Raw genomic sequence first — 18,681 nt, forward strand, 5'->3', positions numbered from 1 at the left:
TGTGAGTGTTATTTTGTTAAAGTTTGCTAGTCCTCTTCAATCATGGGGAGGCTTAGCAAATTATGAGATAAGAAATACTGAATATTATCCAACAAAAAGTGCTGTTATTGGGCTGGTAGCAGCGGCTTTTGGCTATAAAAAAACCGATACAGAAAGCATCAAGAAGTTAAACTCTTTAAATTTCTCCGTTAGAATAGATCAAAAAGGTAGTTTGCTTCGTGATTTTCAAATAGCTATGGAATACAACCCTAAATATATGCCTAATGACCCTAATTATTTTGTTAAGAGTAATTTAATACAAAAGTATTATATCCAGGATGCTAAGTTTCTTATAGCCTTATCGAGTGATGATGAAAAGTTAATGGAAGATGTATACAACGCTTTAAAAAGCCCTGCATACCAACTATTTCTAGGCAGAAAATCAAACCCGATAAATGCTGATTACTTAATAGGAAAATTTGACGGAAATGAGCTTGAAATAATCAAAGATTATGAGTGGTTAGCTTCTAAATGGTATAAGGAAAGTGTCAAAAAAGATAGTATAGAGTTATCAATATTCAGTGATTATATAGATACTAGTAGTAAAGAAAAGCTAATAAGACGTGATTTAACAGAGTCTTTTGAGAATACAAAACGTGATTTTTCAAGTAGATTCGAATATAGATATGTAACAAAGGTGGGTGAGTAAATGTATCTTTCAAGAGTAATGCTTAAAGATAATCAAAATTACAGAAATTATGTGTATACTAATTTACAATATTTTCATAAATGGGTTGAAGAATCCTTCCCAAACGAATTTAAAGAAAACATAAGAACTAGAAAGTTGTGGAGATTGGATAGTTTTAATAATAAAAATTATCTAGTAATGCTATCAGAACAAAAGCCGGATATCGAAATGTTTGAAAGAAACGGTATTAAAGGAACTGCTAAAATAACCAACTACGATCAATTTTTAGACGATATTAGTGAGAATAAACTATATCGATTTGAAATAAAATATAATCCCGTTAGTTCTGTATATGTTAGAAATTCAAAAAGAGGAGACAACTTTATATGTAGAAGTGATGAAGACAAGATAAAATATCTTATTGACAGAAGCGATAAAAACGGTTTTGAAGTTTTGGAGTGTACACTAATTCAATCAGGTTATGAAAAGTTAATTAAAGATAATCAAAAAGCTCCTATCAACAAAGCTGTAGTTGAAGGTGTTTTAGCTGTTAAAGATGTAGAGAAATTTAAAGAAATTTTAATTAATGGTTTTGGCAAAAGAAAAGCTTATGGATATGGGCTTATGACAATTGTGCCAATAGCTGAAAGGGGATAATATATGATTAATAATTACAAGGCAATAGTTGATTCTGAATTAACCAAGAAAAGCAAGCATGGTCATAACAGATATGTTATAGTAGATATAGAAACAGGCGAGATTTTAGACGATGCTCAAGGATATGGATATAAGTCCAAAGAGGGTGCGTATAAGTGCTTTGGATATAAAAGAAAAAGAGGCGATCTAAATTAGTTTTCTTGCAATAGCAGGTGTTTTTTGCTAGTCGGCATTATGATAACTTTTCATGCAAAGTCGTGCGAAAAAAGAAGCCTTAACTAATAGTAAAATGAATGTTATAGAAACTTTGGCACATTATTATAAAATTTTTATTTATTGATTTTGTCTGATCCTAGAATTTCGAGCTTTTGTAAGTGTTTTACCCGCACATGCGGGTGTGTTCCTGCTGAGTAAAGAATCTTTTCTTCCACGCTCAAGTTTTACCCGCACATGCGGGTGTGTTCCCAGGGAAGACACTGGAAGCCCTAAAACAGCACAATTTTCCCAGCAATAGCGGGTGTGTTTCTATGTATGAGGATTATCAAGACAGGTTTCTCGCAATGGCGAGGGTGTTTCTTTATATTTAAGAGTATTTTCTCGCAAATAGCGAGTGTAGTCCAAGAATATTTTTATCTTTTATTTTTTTCTCGCAAATAGCGAGTGTAGGTACATGATATAGTGCTACATATAATTAGTCTACTTGTGATTTGTCGATATATTATATATAACAAAAAGATAAAGGAGAGTTATATGAAATATATTTATGGAATGAAAGAACGTGGATTTTCAATAGGATGTCAACCAAAAGACGGATTATTGGGTTTATCAGATAAAACAAGTGATAAATACTACGACATTATTGAATATTCGAGAAAACTAACAGAGAAAGAAATCAAAGAAAATGAACTAAATCCAATAGAATAATTGTTTCCAAGAGAGGATGAATTTCCTCTCTTTTTTATTGGTACATTAGCTAGATAGAATAACTAATTAGAACATTCAATAGTTGCGATATATTACATACATAACAAAGATAAAGGAGAGTAGACTATGAAAGAAGTATCAATTAAACTTATCACAGAGTTAATTTTGGATAAGGATTATTTGGAATATTCTTATGACTTAGATATGAGTGAATATGATGATGAAAAACTAACAAAATGGTGCTTAGATTATATCAAGCGTGATATCAACGAGATAATCATTAATTCAGACATTGAGCCAATAATAACGATAACTGATTAGGAGAACATTTATGAAAAACGATATACAAACACTCAACCAAATCTTCCATCAGGTTTTGCAAGATGATGAAAATGCGAATGGAGGAATAAGCTACATTGGAGAAAATTTTGGAAACTTTTTATTAGAAACTACACAATTATTTCCTAGAAACGTTGAGGAATACAACAAAAAGTTGCCTAAATATAATAAAATGCTTATAGAATGTGGTATTAAACCAACTTTAATAAGATTTTAGAAAGGGCTTATTTAAGCCTTTTCTAAACCTTATGGTACAGTTATGAGTGTGATTAATAATTTATCTACTTGTGATTTGTCGCCATATTACATACATAATAAAAGAATAAAGGAGAATATTGTGAAACTATATGAATTGTATTGGTGTGATGAATGGAGAAATACTAGAACGCTTAATGTTTCCTCAAGGATTATAATAACTAAAGATTTGGAAACAATAGCCGATGTTTGTTCTCAAACTGCGAAATCCGATGAAGAGCTTTTATCTTTATACGGTGATGTGAATGATAAAGAGGAATTGTTTGATAAATTAGTAAATCAAGAAATAGATTATTTGCATTTGAATGTAATAGAGTTAGATGAAGTAAACTTGTAAAATATTGAAGAAAATGAGGGGTGATTTTCTCCAAGCTTTTGGTACATATTTTTATCAGATTTTGTAGTGTGTCGACAGATTTTTCTGATATTATAAATATAGTTAAAGGAGAGATAATTATGAAAGATTTAGAGTTACAAAATATTGAATTAATTGATAATGCGATTTGGTTGAATAGACGTGAACACATCGGAAATTATGCTTTTATTGATAAAAAGCTCGAAAGCGATTCGGAAAAAATTATGGTTGCTCTTCAAAAACTTGATAACGGTTTATTAGCTGGAGCAGTTTATTATGTCCTCGAAGAAGACTTAGATGAGGAAACTTTTGACAAGTTAGATTTAGATGACAGGAAAATAGGAAAATTATTGTGTGAAATTTTATTCAATAAAAACAGTGATTCTAATGTTGAATTAAAAAAAGAAATTAAAAAAGCCATTTTAAAATTATACGAAAATGGGAACATAATGCGAATCAGACAAATTAACAATGTTTTGCTTTGTGTTCAAGATGATTATGAAGGCAAAGATTTCGATAGTTGTAAAAGTTATTGGGAAAAATGTGAAATATTAAAAGATATTTATATACTTGATATGTATATATCTTTCGATAGTTTACAAAATATTGACTTAAATAAATTCAATTATGAACAAATTGTTGAAATTCACACAGGTTTAAAAAACTGGATTGATATAAGTAAATATGCAGATATTAAATACACTGCGGAGGAAATGAGAACAATTAGGGATGAGTTAGAGGATTGGGGCGTAGATATTTCAAAATATGTAGGCGTTGGTTTTTCGGAAGACCAGTTATACGAAATAAAAGAAGGGCTTGAATCAGGTATTGATGTAAGTGCTTATGCCGATACTAACATTGATTCTGACAAGATGTTTAAGATTAGAAGAAAGCTAGAAAAGGAAAAGACTAATTAGGTTTATAACAGAGAGGAGATATTTTCCCCTCTCTTCTTTATTTTGGTACAGCAGCGGATAGATCTTACTAGTTACTGCTGCTAAAATTGTCGATATATTATATACATAACAAAGACAAGGGAGAGTAAAATGCTATTAATATTAGGAAAAACTTGTTCTGGGAAAGATACTTTTGCGAAAGAGTTAGATAAGCTTGGATATAAGCCCGTTATATCAAGGACTACAAGAGAGAAAAGAGCAGAATCTGATAATAAGTACAAGTATGTCACAAGAGAACAAGCTGAAAAAGAAAGAGATAAAGCTATAGCTTATACAGAAATAGGCGATAATATCTATTATGTCCTAGAAGAAGATTTGGTTTCTAAAGACTATTATATAATCGATTATAAAGGTTTTTTAAAGCTTGAAGAAAGTTTTCCAAATACTGATTTCGATATAGTTTATTTAACTGCTGATGAAGAAAAAAGAAAAGAAAGGTTCATCAAGCGTGGTGGAACAGTTGAACAATTTTGTAAAAGAAATATTGCAGAAAAAGAGCAATTCAAAGACTTTATAGCAATAACCCAAAGTCGAGATTTGGAAAATCATAATATAAGGTTTCTCACATTTTTGGATAATAAATTCGAGAATAATTTCGAAAGTTTTGCGAAAGAGGTCGATAATACTTTGACTTGGTTTGAGAATATTGGCGTTATAATTGATTTTATAATCGAAAAAGATCATTTATCCGTAAACTCTGATGGCAAAATAAGAGTGTATTATACGGAAAACAACGAGGAAAGAGTAAAATATGTTTCTAAAGGCAATTTCGCAAGAATTTTGCAACATGATAACGAAGGTTTTCTCTATGTATTAGACGACATTTTGGGGAATAAAAATATATTCAAATTGTTAGCGAAAATAGACAAGCAATAATTGGGGAAGGTTTCCTCGATTATTGCTTAATTTTTTTTCCTAATATCTTGTTTTTTTCGAGAAATTCACTCTTGAAGATATCTGTTAAATAGTATATACTATGTATATACGTTAAAGATTAATATTTGGAGGTTATTATGCAAGTTAAGTTATCTAAGTGGGGAAATTCTCAAGGTTTACGAATTTCAAGGTCAATTTTAGATGTTTTAAATTGGAAAGATGATGATTCTTTAAATTTAAGAATTGAGGATAACAAGTTAATAATTGAAAATTCATATTGTGATGAAATTAGTATAGAGGATTTATTTAAAGATTTTAAAGGAGAATATATAAAAGAAGACATTGATTGGGGAGAAAGTGTAGGAAAAGAAGTATGGTAGATCAAGGCGATATAATAAAAATAAACTTAAATCCAACTAAAGGGCATGAACAAGCGGGATATAGACCAGCATTAGTAATAAGCAATAATTTTTTTAACAGAAAAACGAATCTTGTAATTGCTTGTCCTATAACTAATACAAACAATAGGTTTCCTTTGCATATAGAATTAGATAATAGAACTCAAACAACAGGTGTAATACTGTGCGAACATATTAAATCATTGGATTTAGCAAGCAGAGGCTATAAGCTAGTTGAAAAAGTTCCACGAGATATCCTAGAAAATGTATTAAACGTTGTTAAGTCTGAATTATAACATAATATAGCATAGATTTTGAATTAATAGCCCCGCACTCCTCTTCTGAGCAACTGCATTAGGAGGAATTAGGGGTTTTTTTTGCCTTGGTTTTGTATATAGTTTTTTAAATAAGTTTGGAAAGAGGTTGGCATAAACTAGCTTTTTGTTTGTGTGTATAGGTACATCGTTTAGCGTGATTAATAATTAAGCTACTTGTGATTTGTCGATATATTACATACATAACAAAACAACAAATAAAGGAGAGTAAATTATGGCAAACTTATCAGATGCATTTGGGAACGTAACAATTAAAAAAGAAGGCAAAGAAATGTCTTTAGAACTTTTGAAGAAAATTTTTGAACAAATTAACACATTCTATTATGGTAATTTGAACATATCAGAAGACGAACTTGAATTTGACAAGCCATTAGATTTTGCAACAACTGGAAGATGTTCTTTATGTACAACTTTAAATGATTATTTTGATTTTAACTTGGATAATTTTTCAAAACAAGAATTAGAAAACATTTCAGGTTTAATTTTCGATTTTGATTATACAGATTATGAGCCAGGATGTGAATTGTTCGAAGAAGGAAATATAACAATACGAGCGATATACGAAGATGATAAATTAAAAACAGAATTTATCTTTGAGGAAAGTTATCCAATATATATAACTGCTGGAAATTTAGAAACCTTTTTTGTTTATGACAATGCTTTTGACACATATACAAAATACGGTGTAAAAAATTTCAAAAAATTTCTAAAAGAAGATTTAGAATATCAAGATAATGAAATATTTAAAAAAGCGTATAACAAACTACTAGAAATGTCTTGCGAAGAGCTTTTAGAACTTTTTAAGGATAATGAAATACGTTTTTGTGATAATGGCGAAGATGTTTCATGGGTTGTTGAAAATATCTTAGATTCAGTTATGGTTGAAAGCTAAGAGGTTACACCGTATAGGACAGATTTTCTGTCTTGTACGGTGTAAGTTTTTATTTTGGTACATTAATTGGGTTAATAGTTTTGTGTGGTATTGTTATTTGTCGATATATTACATATAACAAAAAGATAAAGGGGAAGTCAAATGAATAGAGAAAAGTTAATAACTGAAATTCAAAATAAGCTTAATCAAGCGTATATGAACAGAGATTTAGAAGACGTTGATAAACTTATTCGTGATGTTTTTAATGATGTTGAAAAATTAAGACAGCCAGTAGATAATTCACAAGTCAAAACAAATAAAATGTATCGTTTTGAAGTGTCAGGTTTTTGTGAACTAGATATAAGTGCAAATTCCTATGACGAGGCGACTGAAAAATGTGAAAAAAGCATGAAAGATTTATTTACCAACTCTTTATTCACTAATTTTACATTTGTTGGTGAGGTAGACGAGTTTGGTGAGGTGGTAGAAGATTGGTAAAACTATTCATAAAGGCTTCTCAAATATTTTCGGAAGCCTTTTTATGTGGGTGCAGTGAGCTACCAACAATATCGATATATTACATATAACAAAGAGATAAAGGAGAGAAGCAATGATAGAAAAGTCAGATTTATTAGATTTCGATGTATGGCAATTAAGTGAAATTAAGTTAGGGTTAGAAAAAGAGCTTGATGTTAGCGTATATACTAAGCCTGAATTTGATAAAAACCAAATGAGAGAAATCAGAGTAGGATTGGAACGTGGATATGATATTAGTGTATATGCAAAGCCTGAATTTGAAGGTGAACAAATGCAACAAATAAGAGTAGGTTTTGACCACAAGATTGACGTTAGCTTATACGCAAACCCAGAGTTTGATTTTGAACAAATGCGAGAAATAAGGGTAGGGTTAGAGAAAGGGCTTGATGTTAGTATATATGCAAAACCTGTTTTTGATTATGAACAAATGCGAGAAATAAGGTTCGGATTGGAATTCGGATTTGATATTGATGTGAGTGCTTATGCAAAGCCTGAGTTTGTTCCTTTTAAAATGTATCTAATTAGACAATGGTTAGAGAGTGGGCTTAGTGCAGATGAGAGTATCAAACAAGCTAATGTTACAAGGGTTAATATTTTTGATACAGGTTCTGAAAGATTCAAGTTGTTAAACGAAATAATACAATTGATTAATGGCTAGTACGGAGAGGGGATGGTTTATCCCTTCTCTTTTGTTTTTTATTTTGGTACATCAGTTAGATTAATAGTTCTGAGTGGTATTGTTATTTGTCGATATATTACATATAACAAAGAGATAAAGGAGAGGATATTATGGATAAGCTAGATTTATCGCTATTCAATGATGAGCAAATGGAACAGATTAGGTTGGGGCTAGAAAAGGAGCTTGATGTGGGTGTTTATGCCAACCCCGAATTTGATAATTGGCAAATGCAAGAGATTAGACTAGGGCTTGAACAAGGGCTTGACGTGAGTGCTTATGCCAAGCTGGAATTTGATAATTGGCAAATGTACGAAATTAGGCTAGGTCTTGAAAGTCGTGTCAAAGTTAGCAGGTATACATACCCAGAGTTTAATGAAGTTCAAATGTATGAAATTAGGCTAGGTCTTGAAAACGGCGTTGATGTGAGCTGGTATGCAGACCCAGAGTTTGATGATGAGCAAATGTATGAAATTAGACTTGGGCTTGAAAATGGTGTTGATGTGAGCTTATACGTAAATCAAGATTTTGATACAGACCAAATGAAGCAGATTAGATTAGGGCTTGAAAGTTGTGTTGATGTTAGTGTATATGCAAACCCAGAGTTTGGTTTATTGCAAATGTATGAAATTAGACTAGAACTAGAGACAGCTTTGGAGAGGGGATAATTTATCCCTTCTCCATTGTTTTTTATTTTGGTACATCAGTTAGATTAATAGTTTTGAGTGGTATTGTTATTTGTCGATATATTACATATAACAAAGAGATAAAGGAGAGGATATTATGTTAACGATTAAGGATTTATTGGATAACGGAATTTTCATTCAAGAACGAGCTACTAATGTCACGATTTTTTCGGATATAGAAAATTTGGAAGACCTTGAGGTTGAGGATTTAGTAACTAATAACTATTGCCCCGAACTAGTTGAAACTGTTTGGAATACGGCAAGTTACGATTTATGGCTAGAATATGAGAGAGAAGGTGCGATTATATCTTTCGATGATTTTGAAACTTTTATGAAAAATTGGAACAATGTTGAAGAAGTTATTAATTATATAAGGAGAAATAGGTGTGAATATTAAAAAAGAAGATATAGAAAAAATAGACAGAGTTGATATTTTACAAGATATAAAAACAATAATAAACGATAGAATATCACAGATAGAATTTGACGAGATAACGGGCGTTGTGCAAAAAGGTAGTAACACTTATATGACCTTAAAAATTTCTGATAGTCTCAAACTAGAGGTAGAAAGATTTCAAGATGGTATTAACAACGCTATCAATGTGTATCTAGTTGATAATAATGATGAGTTCATTCAGGACTTAACAACCATAAGGCTTTCAGATAATCAAGACCAATCAAGTGATTCAATCGAGGTTTTGGTTTGGTCTGATGAAAATGATGAGGATTATAACGTTATTTTCAACATAGATGTGCGACAAGAAGATTTATAATACTATCCATAAAGGCTTTCGAAACATTTTTGGAAGCCTTTTTTGTGGGTGGTACAGCAGCAGGAATCTGGTATCTTATTTCTGCTGCCGATAGTAACGATATATTACATACATAAGAAAACAACAAATAAAGGAGATTATATTATGATAGAAGCATTGAGTTACACAAAAGAACAGTTAGATTATTTTTTAGAAAATTTGTCTAAGTACAAAGGGCAAAAATATTCTGAAACGTTTGTTAAAACGTTAAATTATGAATATTTGCAAAGAGAAATAATAAGAAAAGATAAAAAACAGCAAGAAGAAAACGAAAAAGCATTGGCAAAGATTTTGGAAATCAAAGATAGGTTAGCGAAAGATTCAGAATTCAACAAAAACAAACAAATTCTTGAAGAAGGTTTTTCAATACTTTATATTAAAGAATCTCGTGTAGAGTGGGATAGAGAAGAATTAGCTAAAAGAGAAAAATCATTAAATAAGAATTTGTGGAACGGATTTATTCATTATCTTGAACAAGATTTGTTTATTGAATTAGACTCTCGTTATGGCATAGATATAATAATAGATCGTTCTGATTGCTTTGATTGGCTTTATGAGATTGAATTTTCTGAAAAGGAAATGGTCGAAAACGCAGAAAAAGTCGCAAACATTATTGTTCAAGAGGTTAATAAAAATTTACTAAAATCATTAAAAAAAGTTTTGGGTGACAAAATAGAAAAAGATACATTCTATGGCATTTCCAGATATAAGGTTGGAATATTTTATGTTGATTGGGAAAAAAAGACTAAGATAGATTATCTAAAAGCAAGAAGTTCTCTAGCATATATCTATTATTTATCGAATATAGGGAAAGCTACGGATATTGCAACTGCTAAAGAAGTTTTAGATATAGCGATTAGTAAAATAGAAACAGCATTCGCCAATAACAAAAGGGTTTCAATAGATTTTTGTAACAATGTTGTAGAATTTTATAAAATCAAAGATACTAAAATAAAGTTTTCAAAAGAGTTTGTTCAAATGTACAATAATTTTGATTGATTTTCACAATATGTGTGATATAATAAGGCTAAGAGAAAGAGGAATTAATAAGAAAGAGCTTCATGATTGTGTCATTGAAGCTCTTTTTCTAAAATGGAGGTGTTTTTATGAGAGCTATTGATTTTTCAAAGTGGTTTTTAAACAAGAATCCAAATCTATTAAAAGGCAATTTTGACGGAAATCTAAAATTAAATAAGTTATTGTATTTTTCAAATCTTATGTATTTTAGTGTTTTTGGAAAAGAACTTATGAGTGATAATTTTGAAAAGTGGGAAAAGGGGCCAGTTATAGAAAGCATATATAACGAATATAAAGATAATAGCCTATTTGAATTAGTTAAAAGTCTCCCTTCTATAACTGATAAGAAGACATTACAGGTATTAGAAATCATTAATTTTGTATACGCTGATTATTCTTCAAAAGAGCTAACAGAGGAATCACATACTCATAATATATGGAAAGATGTTGAAGAAAAAGGTTTAATTGATTTCAAAAACATTTCACAAGATGTGAAAAAGTATATGCTAGATTTATACAATATATATAAATATTATGACTTCAATAACATCGCAATAGAAAGAGTAAATGGCAATAAATATATTTATTTCAAGGATAACCTAGAATTAACGGATGACATATTAAATATACTTCAAACAATTAACAGTATAAATTCTCCTGCTTTTATAGAAATGATAGACGGGGAGTTGGTTTTTTCATAATGGATATTCTAATTTGCAAACTAATATATCCAAATGATCCTACAAAAACGTTGGTAGCACATCAACATTTTGTAGGATTTTTTGATTGTAATTCTATTGTTCTATATTCGATATCATCAGTGTTAGGAAAAGAATACAAGGTGTTTTATAGTGGGTCTAAAGTGAATCCACTATGTTTTTTGTTGGTAGGTGATCTAAAAAGTAAGTGTAATTTGAGAGCCGATTCTTTTATAGATTGTTCAAAATCATATAGAATAGAATTAGATAATACAATAAACATAAGCAAACTATCTTGTAGAAATATTCCAAATGATATTAGGGAAAAGATAGAAGAAAGAATTAAAATTGTTAAGAAAAATGGAAAGCATACCGAATACAGCATAAAGCTAAGCGATTTTGTAAAATACAATCCAAAGGTTAAGCATTGATTTTGTGTGTAATAAATCAAAAATAACCATAGCAAACCCCGAGACTTTATAACCTCGGGGCTATCTTTTTTTCCTGGATTGTAGGTACAGTGATCGGAAATAGTAACTAGTTCCTGTTGCCTTTAATTTTGCTATATTACATACATAAGAAAACAACAAATAAAGGAGAGTAAAGCAATGATTAAGACAGTAAAATTAACGGAATTAGTTAAAAAAGAAATAGAAAACGGTAACGTTCCAGAGGTGTATATAGATTACAGAGATAGAGTTTTTCTATCAAGTTATAAATTAGATAACTTCAGTAAAGATAGCCTAGTAGATGAAATATATGAAGATTTTCTATTCGATAGTGTTGATGATAATTGTATAAGGTCTTATATTGATTATTTATTAACTTTAAAAGAGTTTGAAGGATTCACAGAAGAAGATTTCGCAGATGATGAAGTTTATTACTTAATGAGTGAAAATGTTGATTATAATATTGATGAATTGTTAAATAGCACTTCATTAAACGCTTATTTCTTCCCAAGTCAACAAGATAACCTTAATTCTGAAGGTAGCCAACTTTATTATAATCTTGCTGATATTTTCGAAGATGAAGAAGATAGAGTTAATGAACCTATTAGTCCAATACTTACAGAGCTTTTTTCATCACAAGGATATAAGTTAGAAGATTTGAGAAATGATTCACTTATAGAAAATAGCAAATTTTTAAAATCATTTATAGAAGAATTGAAAGACTTAAGTTCTGATAGATGTATGTTAACCGTTCTAACAAGAATGAATTTAAACGAATTTTTCGATGTTTATAATACAGGTAAAAAGATTAGCGTTGATGAAAACACAACATTAGGATTATATGATGCAGTTTGTGGTGGCGGAAGTTGTTTAGAAATAGAATTAGAAAAGCCATTTAGTTTTGAGGTTAAAAAAGACTATTTCGAAGAATTTAATTTTAGTGGTGATTTAATCAATTATGGTTATGATATAGACGTAGTATATGGATTAGGTGGAGAATTTTGGTCAGAAGATTTCACGATATCATAAGAGGGAGATTCATTTCTCCCTTTTTTAGGTACAAGGATCGGAATGATTAACTTGTTTGGATTACACATTACACCGATATATTACATACATAAGAAAACAACAAATAAAGGAGAGTATATTATGAATAATGTAACTTTAATGGGAAGATTAACAAGGGATGTAGAATTGAGATACACTCAATCACAAGTAGCAATTGGTAGATTTACTGTAGCTATTAACAGAAGATTAACTAAGGATAAGAGACAACAAGCTGAGGCTAATAACCAACCTACAGCTGATTTCATCAGTTGTGTTGCGTTTGGAAAACAAGCCGAAACTATAGCCCAATATGTGTCAAAGGGTATGAGGGTATCATTATCTGGAAGATTACAAACAGGTTCTTATCAAAACAAACAAGGTCAAACGGTTTATACAACTGATGTTGTTGTTGAACAATTTGATTTCATTGATAGCAACAACCAAGCGAATAATAATCAAGGTTATCAACCAGCTAATCAACAAGCAAATGGAGTTCAACAACAAGCTCCAGATGATTTTGGCATGGATGCTATGGATTTCAATGATGAGTTGCCATTCTAATAAGCTTATAACGAGAGGGGGTTTTCCCCTCTCTTCTTTATTTAGGTACAGGGATTAGAAAAATTAACTTTCTATGATTACCTGCTATGCCGATATATTACATACATAAGAAAACAACAAATAAAGGAGAAAAAACAATGGAAAACTATTTGAATTACAAACAACGATGTACAAAAAGAGCAAAGAGAGAGAAAGAAGAGGTTGAAAATGCTAAACTGTTAGTAGATGGTATTTTAATATCTTTATCTTTTTTTGGTATGATTGCAACGATGGTTATTTTAAACTTGATGTTCACTGAGATATTATATTAACAATAGGGAAGGTCTTTTCTTCCCTGTGTTAATATATACATAAGCAAAAATATATTAAAAATTTAGGAGATAAAAAATGAGATTAAAAGAAGCGATAGAAATTGTTTTAGAAAAAAACAAATTCAATAGCGGTGACGAAGGTGCTGACTGCACTTTTAATTATGATGAAAAACTTCATAAAGATTTGATGGACTGTGAAAACGACAATATCTGGTTTGATATCGATCAGGACATGGAAATTCATATTAAAATCAAAGACTTGGATAAGTCTTTAGAGGTGTAAAAGTGATTAAAGATTATAATAGATATACGTTTGAAGGAAAAGAGCTTAAAGAAGGTCTTTTGGAATTTTTGAAGAACGATGTTTTTGATGACAGGGGCTGGAATATGGTTGCAGATACTGAGTTTATGAACATAATCATATATCCAAGCTGTGTTAATACATTTGCTGAAAATGAAGTATGCTTTTGGAAAAATCCAAGAGCAGAAGCTGTTTCGCAATTTGATGATTACTGGAGCGTAGGTGAGTTAGAAGAATATGCGACAGAAGAAGAAATAGAAAAAGCTAAGTCGAAATCTATAGATAATTATGAAGAGCTTGATTTAGAAATATACAAAGATAACTTATTCGATATTATAAAGGATAAAGAAAGCTTTCTAGAAGATTTAGACACTTGGCTTTCGTTTGATAGATTTTTCGAAATATTTGTTGATAATTTCAATAATGCTTTCGAAGACTTATAAAATGCTTTCATTGGTGGGATATGGCTTTATAGCTATATCCCTTTTTCTCTTATATAGGTACAGAAAAAGCTTGTTTATCAATTACTGCTGCTGGTAATCTCGATATATTACATACATAATAAAAATAAGGGAGAGTGGATTATGAAATTAAAAGAGATTGAATTAGTTGTGAAAGAAACGCCAGTGAAATATGATGGGAGAGAGGCTTTGATTAAGGATGATATTATTAAGTCTACACAGACAGAAAACAATTCTTCATCAAAATTAACAGAATTATTAATTAATTACTTTTCGTTATATAATGACGAGAAGGAGAGATTTATTTCTTTATTGTTTGATTCAAAGTTGAAACTTATAGGTATTGATCTTATTTCTATAGGTACTATTAATCAGTCTCTAGCTCATCCTAGGGAGGTTTTCAGGAAAGCTGTTATATCAGGTGCCGCTTTCGTTATGATTGCACATAATCACCCATCAGGAGATACTACACCATCCGCTGAAGATATAAAGGTTTATAGAAATTTATCAGAATGTTCTGAAATCCTTAATATAAAATTATTGGATAGTTTTATTGTTTCATTAAAACCAGAACAGGAAAGTGTCTTAAGTATGAGAAAGTTTTTGTCTTATGATAACTAGGGGGATATTATGAAACAAATAGATATGTCACAATTTGACAGTCGCCAACAAGAACAAGTGAAAATAGGGCTTGAACAAGGGCTTGATGTTAGTGTATATGCAAGGTCAGAGTTTGATTGGAGACAAATGGAACAAATAAGGTTAGGATTAGAGCGAGGGCTTGATGTGAGTATATATGCCAAACCTGAGTTTAGTGATAGACAAATGTATTATATTAGGTCTGGATTAGTGCAAAAGATTGATGTGAGCTGGTATGCAAAGCCCGAATTTGATTCAGAACAAATGAAACAAATAAAATTAGGTTTAGAGAAAATATTTGAATCAAGTAAGACAGTTGATGTTAGTTGGTATGCAAAACCAGAGTTTGATTGGAGACAAATGTCTCAGGTTAGGGTAGGGCTTAAACAAGGGCTTGATGTGAGCTGGTATGCAAAACCAGAGTTTAAACGTGACCAAATGGAACAAATAAGATTAGGCTTAGAAAAGATGATTGATGTGAGTTCTTATGCCAACCCAGAACTAGATTATGAACAAATGAGAGAGAAGAGGCTGGAAATAGAGAGAATTTTAAGGACAACAAAGGCTGGAGGATTAGAATTAAAAGATGTTGCAAAACTTTTGAAGAAAGATATTATGGATAAGTACCCTGATGTGAAAATATCAGTTAGAACTAGAAGAACTTGTTGTAATCGTATTTATGTGAGACTTTTCTTTAAAGAGCATGATTATCGTGCTTTCACTTATTACGAATTAGCTGAAAGTATGAAACAATCCTTAATAGATACGTTGAATATAGATTGTGCAGATGATAATTTAGATATAATAAGTAACTATTTATCGGGAATGGGAATATTGAACAAGAAGGGTCATTCGGTTTTCAATAGTATCCATGATTTTCTTGATCGTTTTAATTATGATAAAGATGATCCTCAGAGAAAGTATTTTGGTTTTGAATCACGAATCAACTTTGAGTTTGTCTAAGACATAAGAGAAGGTTTTATCCCTCGCTTATATACATTCTGACTACCCCACAACTAAAGTCGTGCCAGTAGTCAGATAAATAGAGAATTAACTAAAGATTTATACACGGAGAGGGGATAATTTATCCCTTCTCCTTTATTTTTTTGTTTGTCGGTACATTAGGTGGATAAAGTATTTACCTAATACTTTCAACAATACCGCTATATTACATACATAACAAAACGACAAATAAAGGAGAGAAAAACAATGACTACTAAATTTGATAATAAAAAGGAATACAAAAATATTGCAGAAAAGTTAATTAAGGTTTTAGAAAATGATGATATCGATATTAATAACTGGAATAAGGGTTTTATTGGTTTTCATAATCCAACTACTAATAAAGAATATACTGGTAAAAATATTATTATATTAATGCTTTCACAAATGTTATCTAATTATTCAGATAATAGATACTTAACATTTAATCAAATTAAAAAACTAGGTTTAAAACTTAAAAAAGGCTCAAAAGGTACTTGCTTAAATTATGTAAATACTTATAGAAAAGATTTGAAAAGAAATTTAACTAGAGAAGAATTGAATGATGTTGAATTGATTAGAGAATTAGACCGCAAGGGCTTATTACAAAGTTATAAAAAATATTTTACAGTTTTTAACGGTGACGATATAGAAGGCTTAGAAGAAATTAAAGACATAAAGGTTGAAATAACTAACGACATAGATATTAATGCAATAGCAAGTAACATCGGCGTTCTGGTTAAAAATCAAGCTATAAACACCGCACACTATAATCTAGATGATGATTGTATTTATATGCCTAAATTATCTCAACTAACTTCTAGTTATGAACATTATCTAAAGACATTTTTCCACGAATTGACACACGCAACAGGTCACAAGAGCAGACTAAACAGGAATTTAGAAAACTATGATTTGGATTATGACCTTCATTCAACGGAAGAATTAATTGCAGAATTAGGTTCTATAATTCTTGCGAAATATTTTAATGTAAATGTTGATGAAAAATTATATAACAATTCATTGATTTATATAAAAGGTTGGTTGAGCCTTATAGAAGATGACAAAAAAGTTGACATGTTAGCAGCAGCAGTAGAACAAGCTATCCAAGCTGTTACATTAATAACATCTAAATCCAAGGTTGAAAAGGCTGCTTAATTGTAGCCTTTTCTTGTTGGTACAAGCAGCGGGAAATAGTAGCTAGTTACTACTGCTTGTTTTATCGATATATTACATACATAACAAAACGACAAATAAAGGAGAGAAACAATGATATTAAAAAGAGATAAAAATAATTGGAAAAACCACACGTTTTCTACAGGTTCTAGCACAGGAAGTGATTACAAAGCCTTTGAAAAAGATTCTAAAAACGATTTGGAAAACATGGCAAAAGAAAATGGCTTGTGTTTACACTCGTTCAATAAAAACCATTATTGTTTTTCAGCTGTGTTATCAGATGGAAATAATTATGTTTATGTTTCACAAAGTGATGTCAGATTTTTTGATATAGATAAAATTCTAATTAGAACTATGGAACACGACCATGATTGGCATGGTGGAAGAAATCAATATTGCAAATGGAGTGAGCTTGGAAGAGAGGCAAAAAGAATAATCGGAAGAACTGTATAAGAAATTTAGGCGAGAAAAGTATCTCGCCTTTTTGGTACAGGGTTCAGAAAAATTAACATGTTTTGATTACACGTTATACCGATATATTACATACATAAGAAAACAACAAATAAAGGAGAGAAAACAATGGAAAGATTTTTTGAATGTGATGTAAACACAAACAGCAGAGAGAATATGATAGAATTTTTAACTAATCATTATCGTTATTATAATTTACACTCATGGAATCGCAGCAATTCATACGCAAATAATGTTAAGTTATATAATCTAGGTCTTGATTCAAAGGATTTAGATTTTGCTTATGAAATTATTTGTGGTGATGAAATTATTTGTGGTGAAATGTATGATGATTTCAATTTTATTATATCTCAGTTTAAAGAAACCTACGGGTATGATATAGGCTTCAACGGTCGTTCTGGTGGATATCTGGTACTATATTATGGAGAAAAAGTCGATGGTGATGTTGTAGTTTATCCAGGGCGTGCAATCGACAGTTCAGATAAAGATTACTTCGAGGATTGGTCTGATGACGAACTAAAAGATAGAGTAGAGCTTGTAAAAGCGTTTGATAATATTTGTGACATGATTCGTGATGTTTTTATAGATTATTTAAAAAACGGTGAGGTTATAGAACAAGAAGAAGTAGTTAAATCTTATATGTTAACATTGAATTAATTTTGTAGGGCAGGCAAATAATATTGTCTGTCCTTTTTGGTACAAGGATCAGAAAAATTAACTTGTCTTGATTACCCGTTATACCGATATATTACATACATAAGAAAACAACAAATAAAGGAGAGAAACAATGGAAGATTTAAAACAATTGCAAATAAATGAGGCTATAAAAAGAATGAGCCTTATAAAGATTTATACCGAAACTATAAGAGAATTTAAAGAAGAGGGTACGATTTCAAAGTCAATAAGAGGTGGTTTATATTGGATTGACAATGACGATGAAAAAAGAGTTCAAGAGTTCGAAGAAAAATATAACGCTGTTGTTTATAGCATTATAGAAAACAATACAGAGTTTGGTAAAGTACAAGCTTTGTTTTATGTATCAGATGATGTTGACGAATGGAATTTGGATGTTGAAGATTTAGAAAACGGAATTTCTAATTGTTATGTATACAATCTTGATTGTCCAGAGTTTTCAGAATTTGGGTCAATTGGTTTTAGAAATGCTTTTGGAGGCCTTATTAGAGAATATTAGAAAAATAGTTATGTAAATTTTGGAGCAAGTTGT

At 30.4% G+C, this 18,681-nt stretch carries 31 protein-coding genes; all 31 read left to right on the plus strand.

The features are described 5' to 3' along the window. The first annotated feature begins 1 nt into the window (after position 1). The 31 genes from cas5e to ABDJ34_RS08390 all read left to right on the plus strand — a co-directional run bounded on the left by cas5e (position 2) and on the right by ABDJ34_RS08390 (position 18,648). Positions 2-688 carry a type I-E CRISPR-associated protein Cas5/CasD gene (gene cas5e / locus ABDJ34_RS08240; RefSeq protein WP_412702027.1) on the plus strand — a complete coding sequence of 229 codons (687 nt, stop codon included), beginning with the start codon at positions 2-4 and terminating at the stop codon, positions 686-688. After that, complete coding sequence (gene cas6e / locus ABDJ34_RS08245) at positions 689-1,324, plus strand: type I-E CRISPR-associated protein Cas6/Cse3/CasE (protein WP_412702028.1); 636 nt, start codon at positions 689-691, stop codon at positions 1,322-1,324. 3 nt (positions 1,325-1,327) lie between these two features. Beyond that, positions 1,328-1,519, plus strand: a complete 192-nt coding sequence (locus ABDJ34_RS08250; protein WP_412702029.1) for a hypothetical protein — start codon at positions 1,328-1,330, stop codon at positions 1,517-1,519. A gap of 555 nt (positions 1,520-2,074) precedes the next feature. After that, positions 2,075-2,248: a defense against restriction DarA-related protein gene (locus tag ABDJ34_RS08255; protein WP_412702030.1), complete on the plus strand. Its 174-nt coding sequence runs from the start codon at positions 2,075-2,077 to the stop codon at positions 2,246-2,248. Positions 2,249-2,374: 126 nt separating this feature from the next. Next, the gene (locus ABDJ34_RS08260) at positions 2,375-2,569 is read left to right on the plus strand and encodes a hypothetical protein (protein ID WP_412412170.1); all 195 of its coding nucleotides are present in this window, start codon (positions 2,375-2,377) and stop codon (positions 2,567-2,569) included. A 10-nt stretch (positions 2,570-2,579) separates the two neighbouring features. After that, positions 2,580-2,804 carry a hypothetical protein gene (locus ABDJ34_RS08265; RefSeq protein WP_412702031.1) on the plus strand — a complete coding sequence of 75 codons (225 nt, stop codon included), beginning with the start codon at positions 2,580-2,582 and terminating at the stop codon, positions 2,802-2,804. Positions 2,805-2,924: 120 nt separating this feature from the next. Beyond that, complete coding sequence (locus tag ABDJ34_RS08270) at positions 2,925-3,179, plus strand: hypothetical protein (RefSeq protein WP_412702032.1); 255 nt, start codon at positions 2,925-2,927, stop codon at positions 3,177-3,179. 119 nt (positions 3,180-3,298) lie between these two features. After that, positions 3,299-4,114 (plus strand): hypothetical protein, encoded by an 816-nt coding sequence (locus tag ABDJ34_RS08275; protein WP_412702033.1) that lies wholly within the window; start codon positions 3,299-3,301, stop codon positions 4,112-4,114. Positions 4,115-4,243: 129 nt separating this feature from the next. Beyond that, positions 4,244-5,029, plus strand: a complete 786-nt coding sequence (locus ABDJ34_RS08280; RefSeq protein WP_412702034.1) for an AAA family ATPase — start codon at positions 4,244-4,246, stop codon at positions 5,027-5,029. Between the two features lie 137 nt (positions 5,030-5,166). After that, the gene (locus ABDJ34_RS08285; protein ID WP_412702035.1) at positions 5,167-5,409 is read left to right on the plus strand and encodes an AbrB/MazE/SpoVT family DNA-binding domain-containing protein; all 243 of its coding nucleotides are present in this window, start codon (positions 5,167-5,169) and stop codon (positions 5,407-5,409) included. Further along, complete coding sequence (locus tag ABDJ34_RS08290; protein ID WP_412702036.1) at positions 5,403-5,723, plus strand: type II toxin-antitoxin system PemK/MazF family toxin; 321 nt, start codon at positions 5,403-5,405, stop codon at positions 5,721-5,723. Before ABDJ34_RS08285 ends, ABDJ34_RS08290 begins: the two co-directional genes overlap by 7 nt. A 253-nt stretch (positions 5,724-5,976) precedes the next feature. Then, positions 5,977-6,654, plus strand: a complete 678-nt coding sequence (locus ABDJ34_RS08295; RefSeq protein WP_412702037.1) for a hypothetical protein — start codon at positions 5,977-5,979, stop codon at positions 6,652-6,654. Positions 6,655-6,795: 141 nt separating this feature from the next. Then, a complete protein-coding gene (locus tag ABDJ34_RS08300; RefSeq protein WP_412702038.1) occupies positions 6,796-7,131 on the plus strand; it encodes a hypothetical protein in 336 nt (111 codons plus the stop codon). A 112-nt stretch (positions 7,132-7,243) separates the two neighbouring features. Beyond that, on the plus strand, positions 7,244-7,828 hold the full coding sequence (locus tag ABDJ34_RS08305; RefSeq protein ID WP_412702039.1) for a hypothetical protein: 585 nt from the start codon (positions 7,244-7,246) through the stop codon (positions 7,826-7,828). 131 nt (positions 7,829-7,959) lie between these two features. Then, entirely contained in the window at positions 7,960-8,514 is a 555-nt protein-coding gene (locus ABDJ34_RS08310) for a hypothetical protein (RefSeq protein ID WP_412702040.1), read from the plus strand. Positions 8,515-8,629: 115 nt separating this feature from the next. Continuing rightward, positions 8,630-8,929 (plus strand): hypothetical protein, encoded by a 300-nt coding sequence (locus ABDJ34_RS08315; RefSeq protein ID WP_412702041.1) that lies wholly within the window; start codon positions 8,630-8,632, stop codon positions 8,927-8,929. After that, on the plus strand, positions 8,919-9,305 hold the full coding sequence (locus ABDJ34_RS08320; protein ID WP_412702042.1) for a hypothetical protein: 387 nt from the start codon (positions 8,919-8,921) through the stop codon (positions 9,303-9,305). The genes ABDJ34_RS08315 and ABDJ34_RS08320 overlap by 11 nt, the downstream gene beginning before the upstream one ends. Before the next feature lie 144 nt (positions 9,306-9,449). Further along, positions 9,450-10,343: a hypothetical protein gene (locus ABDJ34_RS08325; RefSeq protein WP_412702043.1), complete on the plus strand. Its 894-nt coding sequence runs from the start codon at positions 9,450-9,452 to the stop codon at positions 10,341-10,343. 107 nt (positions 10,344-10,450) lie between these two features. Continuing rightward, positions 10,451-11,062 carry a Panacea domain-containing protein gene (locus ABDJ34_RS08330; RefSeq protein ID WP_412702044.1) on the plus strand — a complete coding sequence of 204 codons (612 nt, stop codon included), beginning with the start codon at positions 10,451-10,453 and terminating at the stop codon, positions 11,060-11,062. After that, positions 11,062-11,490 (plus strand): hypothetical protein, encoded by a 429-nt coding sequence (locus tag ABDJ34_RS08335; RefSeq protein WP_412702045.1) that lies wholly within the window; start codon positions 11,062-11,064, stop codon positions 11,488-11,490. Before ABDJ34_RS08330 ends, ABDJ34_RS08335 begins: the two co-directional genes overlap by 1 nt. Positions 11,491-11,667: 177 nt before the next feature. Next, entirely contained in the window at positions 11,668-12,537 is an 870-nt protein-coding gene (locus tag ABDJ34_RS08340; RefSeq protein WP_412702046.1) for a hypothetical protein, read from the plus strand. Positions 12,538-12,657: 120 nt separating this feature from the next. Next, on the plus strand, positions 12,658-13,116 hold the full coding sequence (locus ABDJ34_RS08345; RefSeq protein WP_412702047.1) for a single-stranded DNA-binding protein: 459 nt from the start codon (positions 12,658-12,660) through the stop codon (positions 13,114-13,116). Between the two features lie 86 nt (positions 13,117-13,202). Beyond that, complete coding sequence (locus ABDJ34_RS08350) at positions 13,203-13,427, plus strand: hypothetical protein (protein ID WP_412702048.1); 225 nt, start codon at positions 13,203-13,205, stop codon at positions 13,425-13,427. 76 nt (positions 13,428-13,503) lie between these two features. Next, on the plus strand, positions 13,504-13,710 hold the full coding sequence (locus ABDJ34_RS08355) for a hypothetical protein (RefSeq protein ID WP_412412185.1): 207 nt from the start codon (positions 13,504-13,506) through the stop codon (positions 13,708-13,710). Between the two features lie 2 nt (positions 13,711-13,712). Continuing rightward, on the plus strand, positions 13,713-14,171 hold the full coding sequence (locus ABDJ34_RS08360; protein ID WP_412702049.1) for a hypothetical protein: 459 nt from the start codon (positions 13,713-13,715) through the stop codon (positions 14,169-14,171). Positions 14,172-14,312: 141 nt separating this feature from the next. Continuing rightward, positions 14,313-14,810 carry a JAB domain-containing protein gene (locus ABDJ34_RS08365; protein WP_412702050.1) on the plus strand — a complete coding sequence of 166 codons (498 nt, stop codon included), beginning with the start codon at positions 14,313-14,315 and terminating at the stop codon, positions 14,808-14,810. Between the two features lie 24 nt (positions 14,811-14,834). Next, a complete protein-coding gene (locus ABDJ34_RS08370) occupies positions 14,835-15,791 on the plus strand; it encodes a hypothetical protein (RefSeq protein WP_412702051.1) in 957 nt (318 codons plus the stop codon). Positions 15,792-16,037: 246 nt separating this feature from the next. After that, entirely contained in the window at positions 16,038-16,967 is a 930-nt protein-coding gene (locus ABDJ34_RS08375; protein ID WP_412702052.1) for a zincin-like metallopeptidase domain-containing protein, read from the plus strand. Positions 16,968-17,078: 111 nt separating this feature from the next. Beyond that, positions 17,079-17,438, plus strand: a complete 360-nt coding sequence (locus ABDJ34_RS08380; RefSeq protein ID WP_412702053.1) for a hypothetical protein — start codon at positions 17,079-17,081, stop codon at positions 17,436-17,438. Between the two features lie 126 nt (positions 17,439-17,564). Continuing rightward, a complete protein-coding gene (locus ABDJ34_RS08385; protein WP_412702054.1) occupies positions 17,565-18,113 on the plus strand; it encodes a hypothetical protein in 549 nt (182 codons plus the stop codon). A 130-nt stretch (positions 18,114-18,243) separates the two neighbouring features. Next, complete coding sequence (locus tag ABDJ34_RS08390) at positions 18,244-18,648, plus strand: hypothetical protein (protein ID WP_412702055.1); 405 nt, start codon at positions 18,244-18,246, stop codon at positions 18,646-18,648. Positions 18,649-18,681 lie beyond the last annotated feature (33 nt).

Source organism: Finegoldia dalianensis (assembly GCF_046255015.1).
GTDB lineage: Bacteria > Bacillota > Clostridia > Tissierellales > Peptoniphilaceae > Finegoldia > Finegoldia magna.

Bases quoted from the DNA above. Each gene is read 5' to 3' on its own strand.
- cas6e (WP_412702028.1), top strand. From the start codon at position 689: ATGTATCTTTCAAGAGTAATGCTTAAAGATAATCAAAATTACAGAAAT.
- ABDJ34_RS08250 (WP_412702029.1), top strand. From the start codon at position 1,328: ATGATTAATAATTACAAGGCAATAGTTGATTCTGAATTAACCAAGAAA.
- ABDJ34_RS08255 (WP_412702030.1), top strand. From the start codon at position 2,075: ATGAAATATATTTATGGAATGAAAGAACGTGGATTTTCAATAGGATGT.
- ABDJ34_RS08260 (WP_412412170.1), top strand. From the start codon at position 2,375: ATGAAAGAAGTATCAATTAAACTTATCACAGAGTTAATTTTGGATAAG.
- ABDJ34_RS08265 (WP_412702031.1), top strand. From the start codon at position 2,580: ATGAAAAACGATATACAAACACTCAACCAAATCTTCCATCAGGTTTTG.
- ABDJ34_RS08275 (WP_412702033.1), top strand. From the start codon at position 3,299: ATGAAAGATTTAGAGTTACAAAATATTGAATTAATTGATAATGCGATT.
- ABDJ34_RS08280 (WP_412702034.1), top strand. From the start codon at position 4,244: ATGCTATTAATATTAGGAAAAACTTGTTCTGGGAAAGATACTTTTGCG.
- ABDJ34_RS08285 (WP_412702035.1), top strand. From the start codon at position 5,167: ATGCAAGTTAAGTTATCTAAGTGGGGAAATTCTCAAGGTTTACGAATT.
- ABDJ34_RS08290 (WP_412702036.1), top strand. From the start codon at position 5,403: ATGGTAGATCAAGGCGATATAATAAAAATAAACTTAAATCCAACTAAA.
- ABDJ34_RS08295 (WP_412702037.1), top strand. From the start codon at position 5,977: ATGGCAAACTTATCAGATGCATTTGGGAACGTAACAATTAAAAAAGAA.
- ABDJ34_RS08300 (WP_412702038.1), top strand. From the start codon at position 6,796: ATGAATAGAGAAAAGTTAATAACTGAAATTCAAAATAAGCTTAATCAA.
- ABDJ34_RS08305 (WP_412702039.1), top strand. From the start codon at position 7,244: ATGATAGAAAAGTCAGATTTATTAGATTTCGATGTATGGCAATTAAGT.
- ABDJ34_RS08310 (WP_412702040.1), top strand. From the start codon at position 7,960: ATGGATAAGCTAGATTTATCGCTATTCAATGATGAGCAAATGGAACAG.
- ABDJ34_RS08315 (WP_412702041.1), top strand. From the start codon at position 8,630: ATGTTAACGATTAAGGATTTATTGGATAACGGAATTTTCATTCAAGAA.
- ABDJ34_RS08325 (WP_412702043.1), top strand. From the start codon at position 9,450: ATGATAGAAGCATTGAGTTACACAAAAGAACAGTTAGATTATTTTTTA.
- ABDJ34_RS08330 (WP_412702044.1), top strand. From the start codon at position 10,451: ATGAGAGCTATTGATTTTTCAAAGTGGTTTTTAAACAAGAATCCAAAT.
- ABDJ34_RS08335 (WP_412702045.1), top strand. From the start codon at position 11,062: ATGGATATTCTAATTTGCAAACTAATATATCCAAATGATCCTACAAAA.
- ABDJ34_RS08340 (WP_412702046.1), top strand. From the start codon at position 11,668: ATGATTAAGACAGTAAAATTAACGGAATTAGTTAAAAAAGAAATAGAA.
- ABDJ34_RS08345 (WP_412702047.1), top strand. From the start codon at position 12,658: ATGAATAATGTAACTTTAATGGGAAGATTAACAAGGGATGTAGAATTG.
- ABDJ34_RS08350 (WP_412702048.1), top strand. From the start codon at position 13,203: ATGCCGATATATTACATACATAAGAAAACAACAAATAAAGGAGAAAAA.
- ABDJ34_RS08355 (WP_412412185.1), top strand. From the start codon at position 13,504: ATGAGATTAAAAGAAGCGATAGAAATTGTTTTAGAAAAAAACAAATTC.
- ABDJ34_RS08365 (WP_412702050.1), top strand. From the start codon at position 14,313: ATGAAATTAAAAGAGATTGAATTAGTTGTGAAAGAAACGCCAGTGAAA.
- ABDJ34_RS08370 (WP_412702051.1), top strand. From the start codon at position 14,835: ATGTCACAATTTGACAGTCGCCAACAAGAACAAGTGAAAATAGGGCTT.
- ABDJ34_RS08375 (WP_412702052.1), top strand. From the start codon at position 16,038: ATGACTACTAAATTTGATAATAAAAAGGAATACAAAAATATTGCAGAA.
- ABDJ34_RS08380 (WP_412702053.1), top strand. From the start codon at position 17,079: ATGATATTAAAAAGAGATAAAAATAATTGGAAAAACCACACGTTTTCT.
- ABDJ34_RS08385 (WP_412702054.1), top strand. From the start codon at position 17,565: ATGGAAAGATTTTTTGAATGTGATGTAAACACAAACAGCAGAGAGAAT.
- ABDJ34_RS08390 (WP_412702055.1), top strand. From the start codon at position 18,244: ATGGAAGATTTAAAACAATTGCAAATAAATGAGGCTATAAAAAGAATG.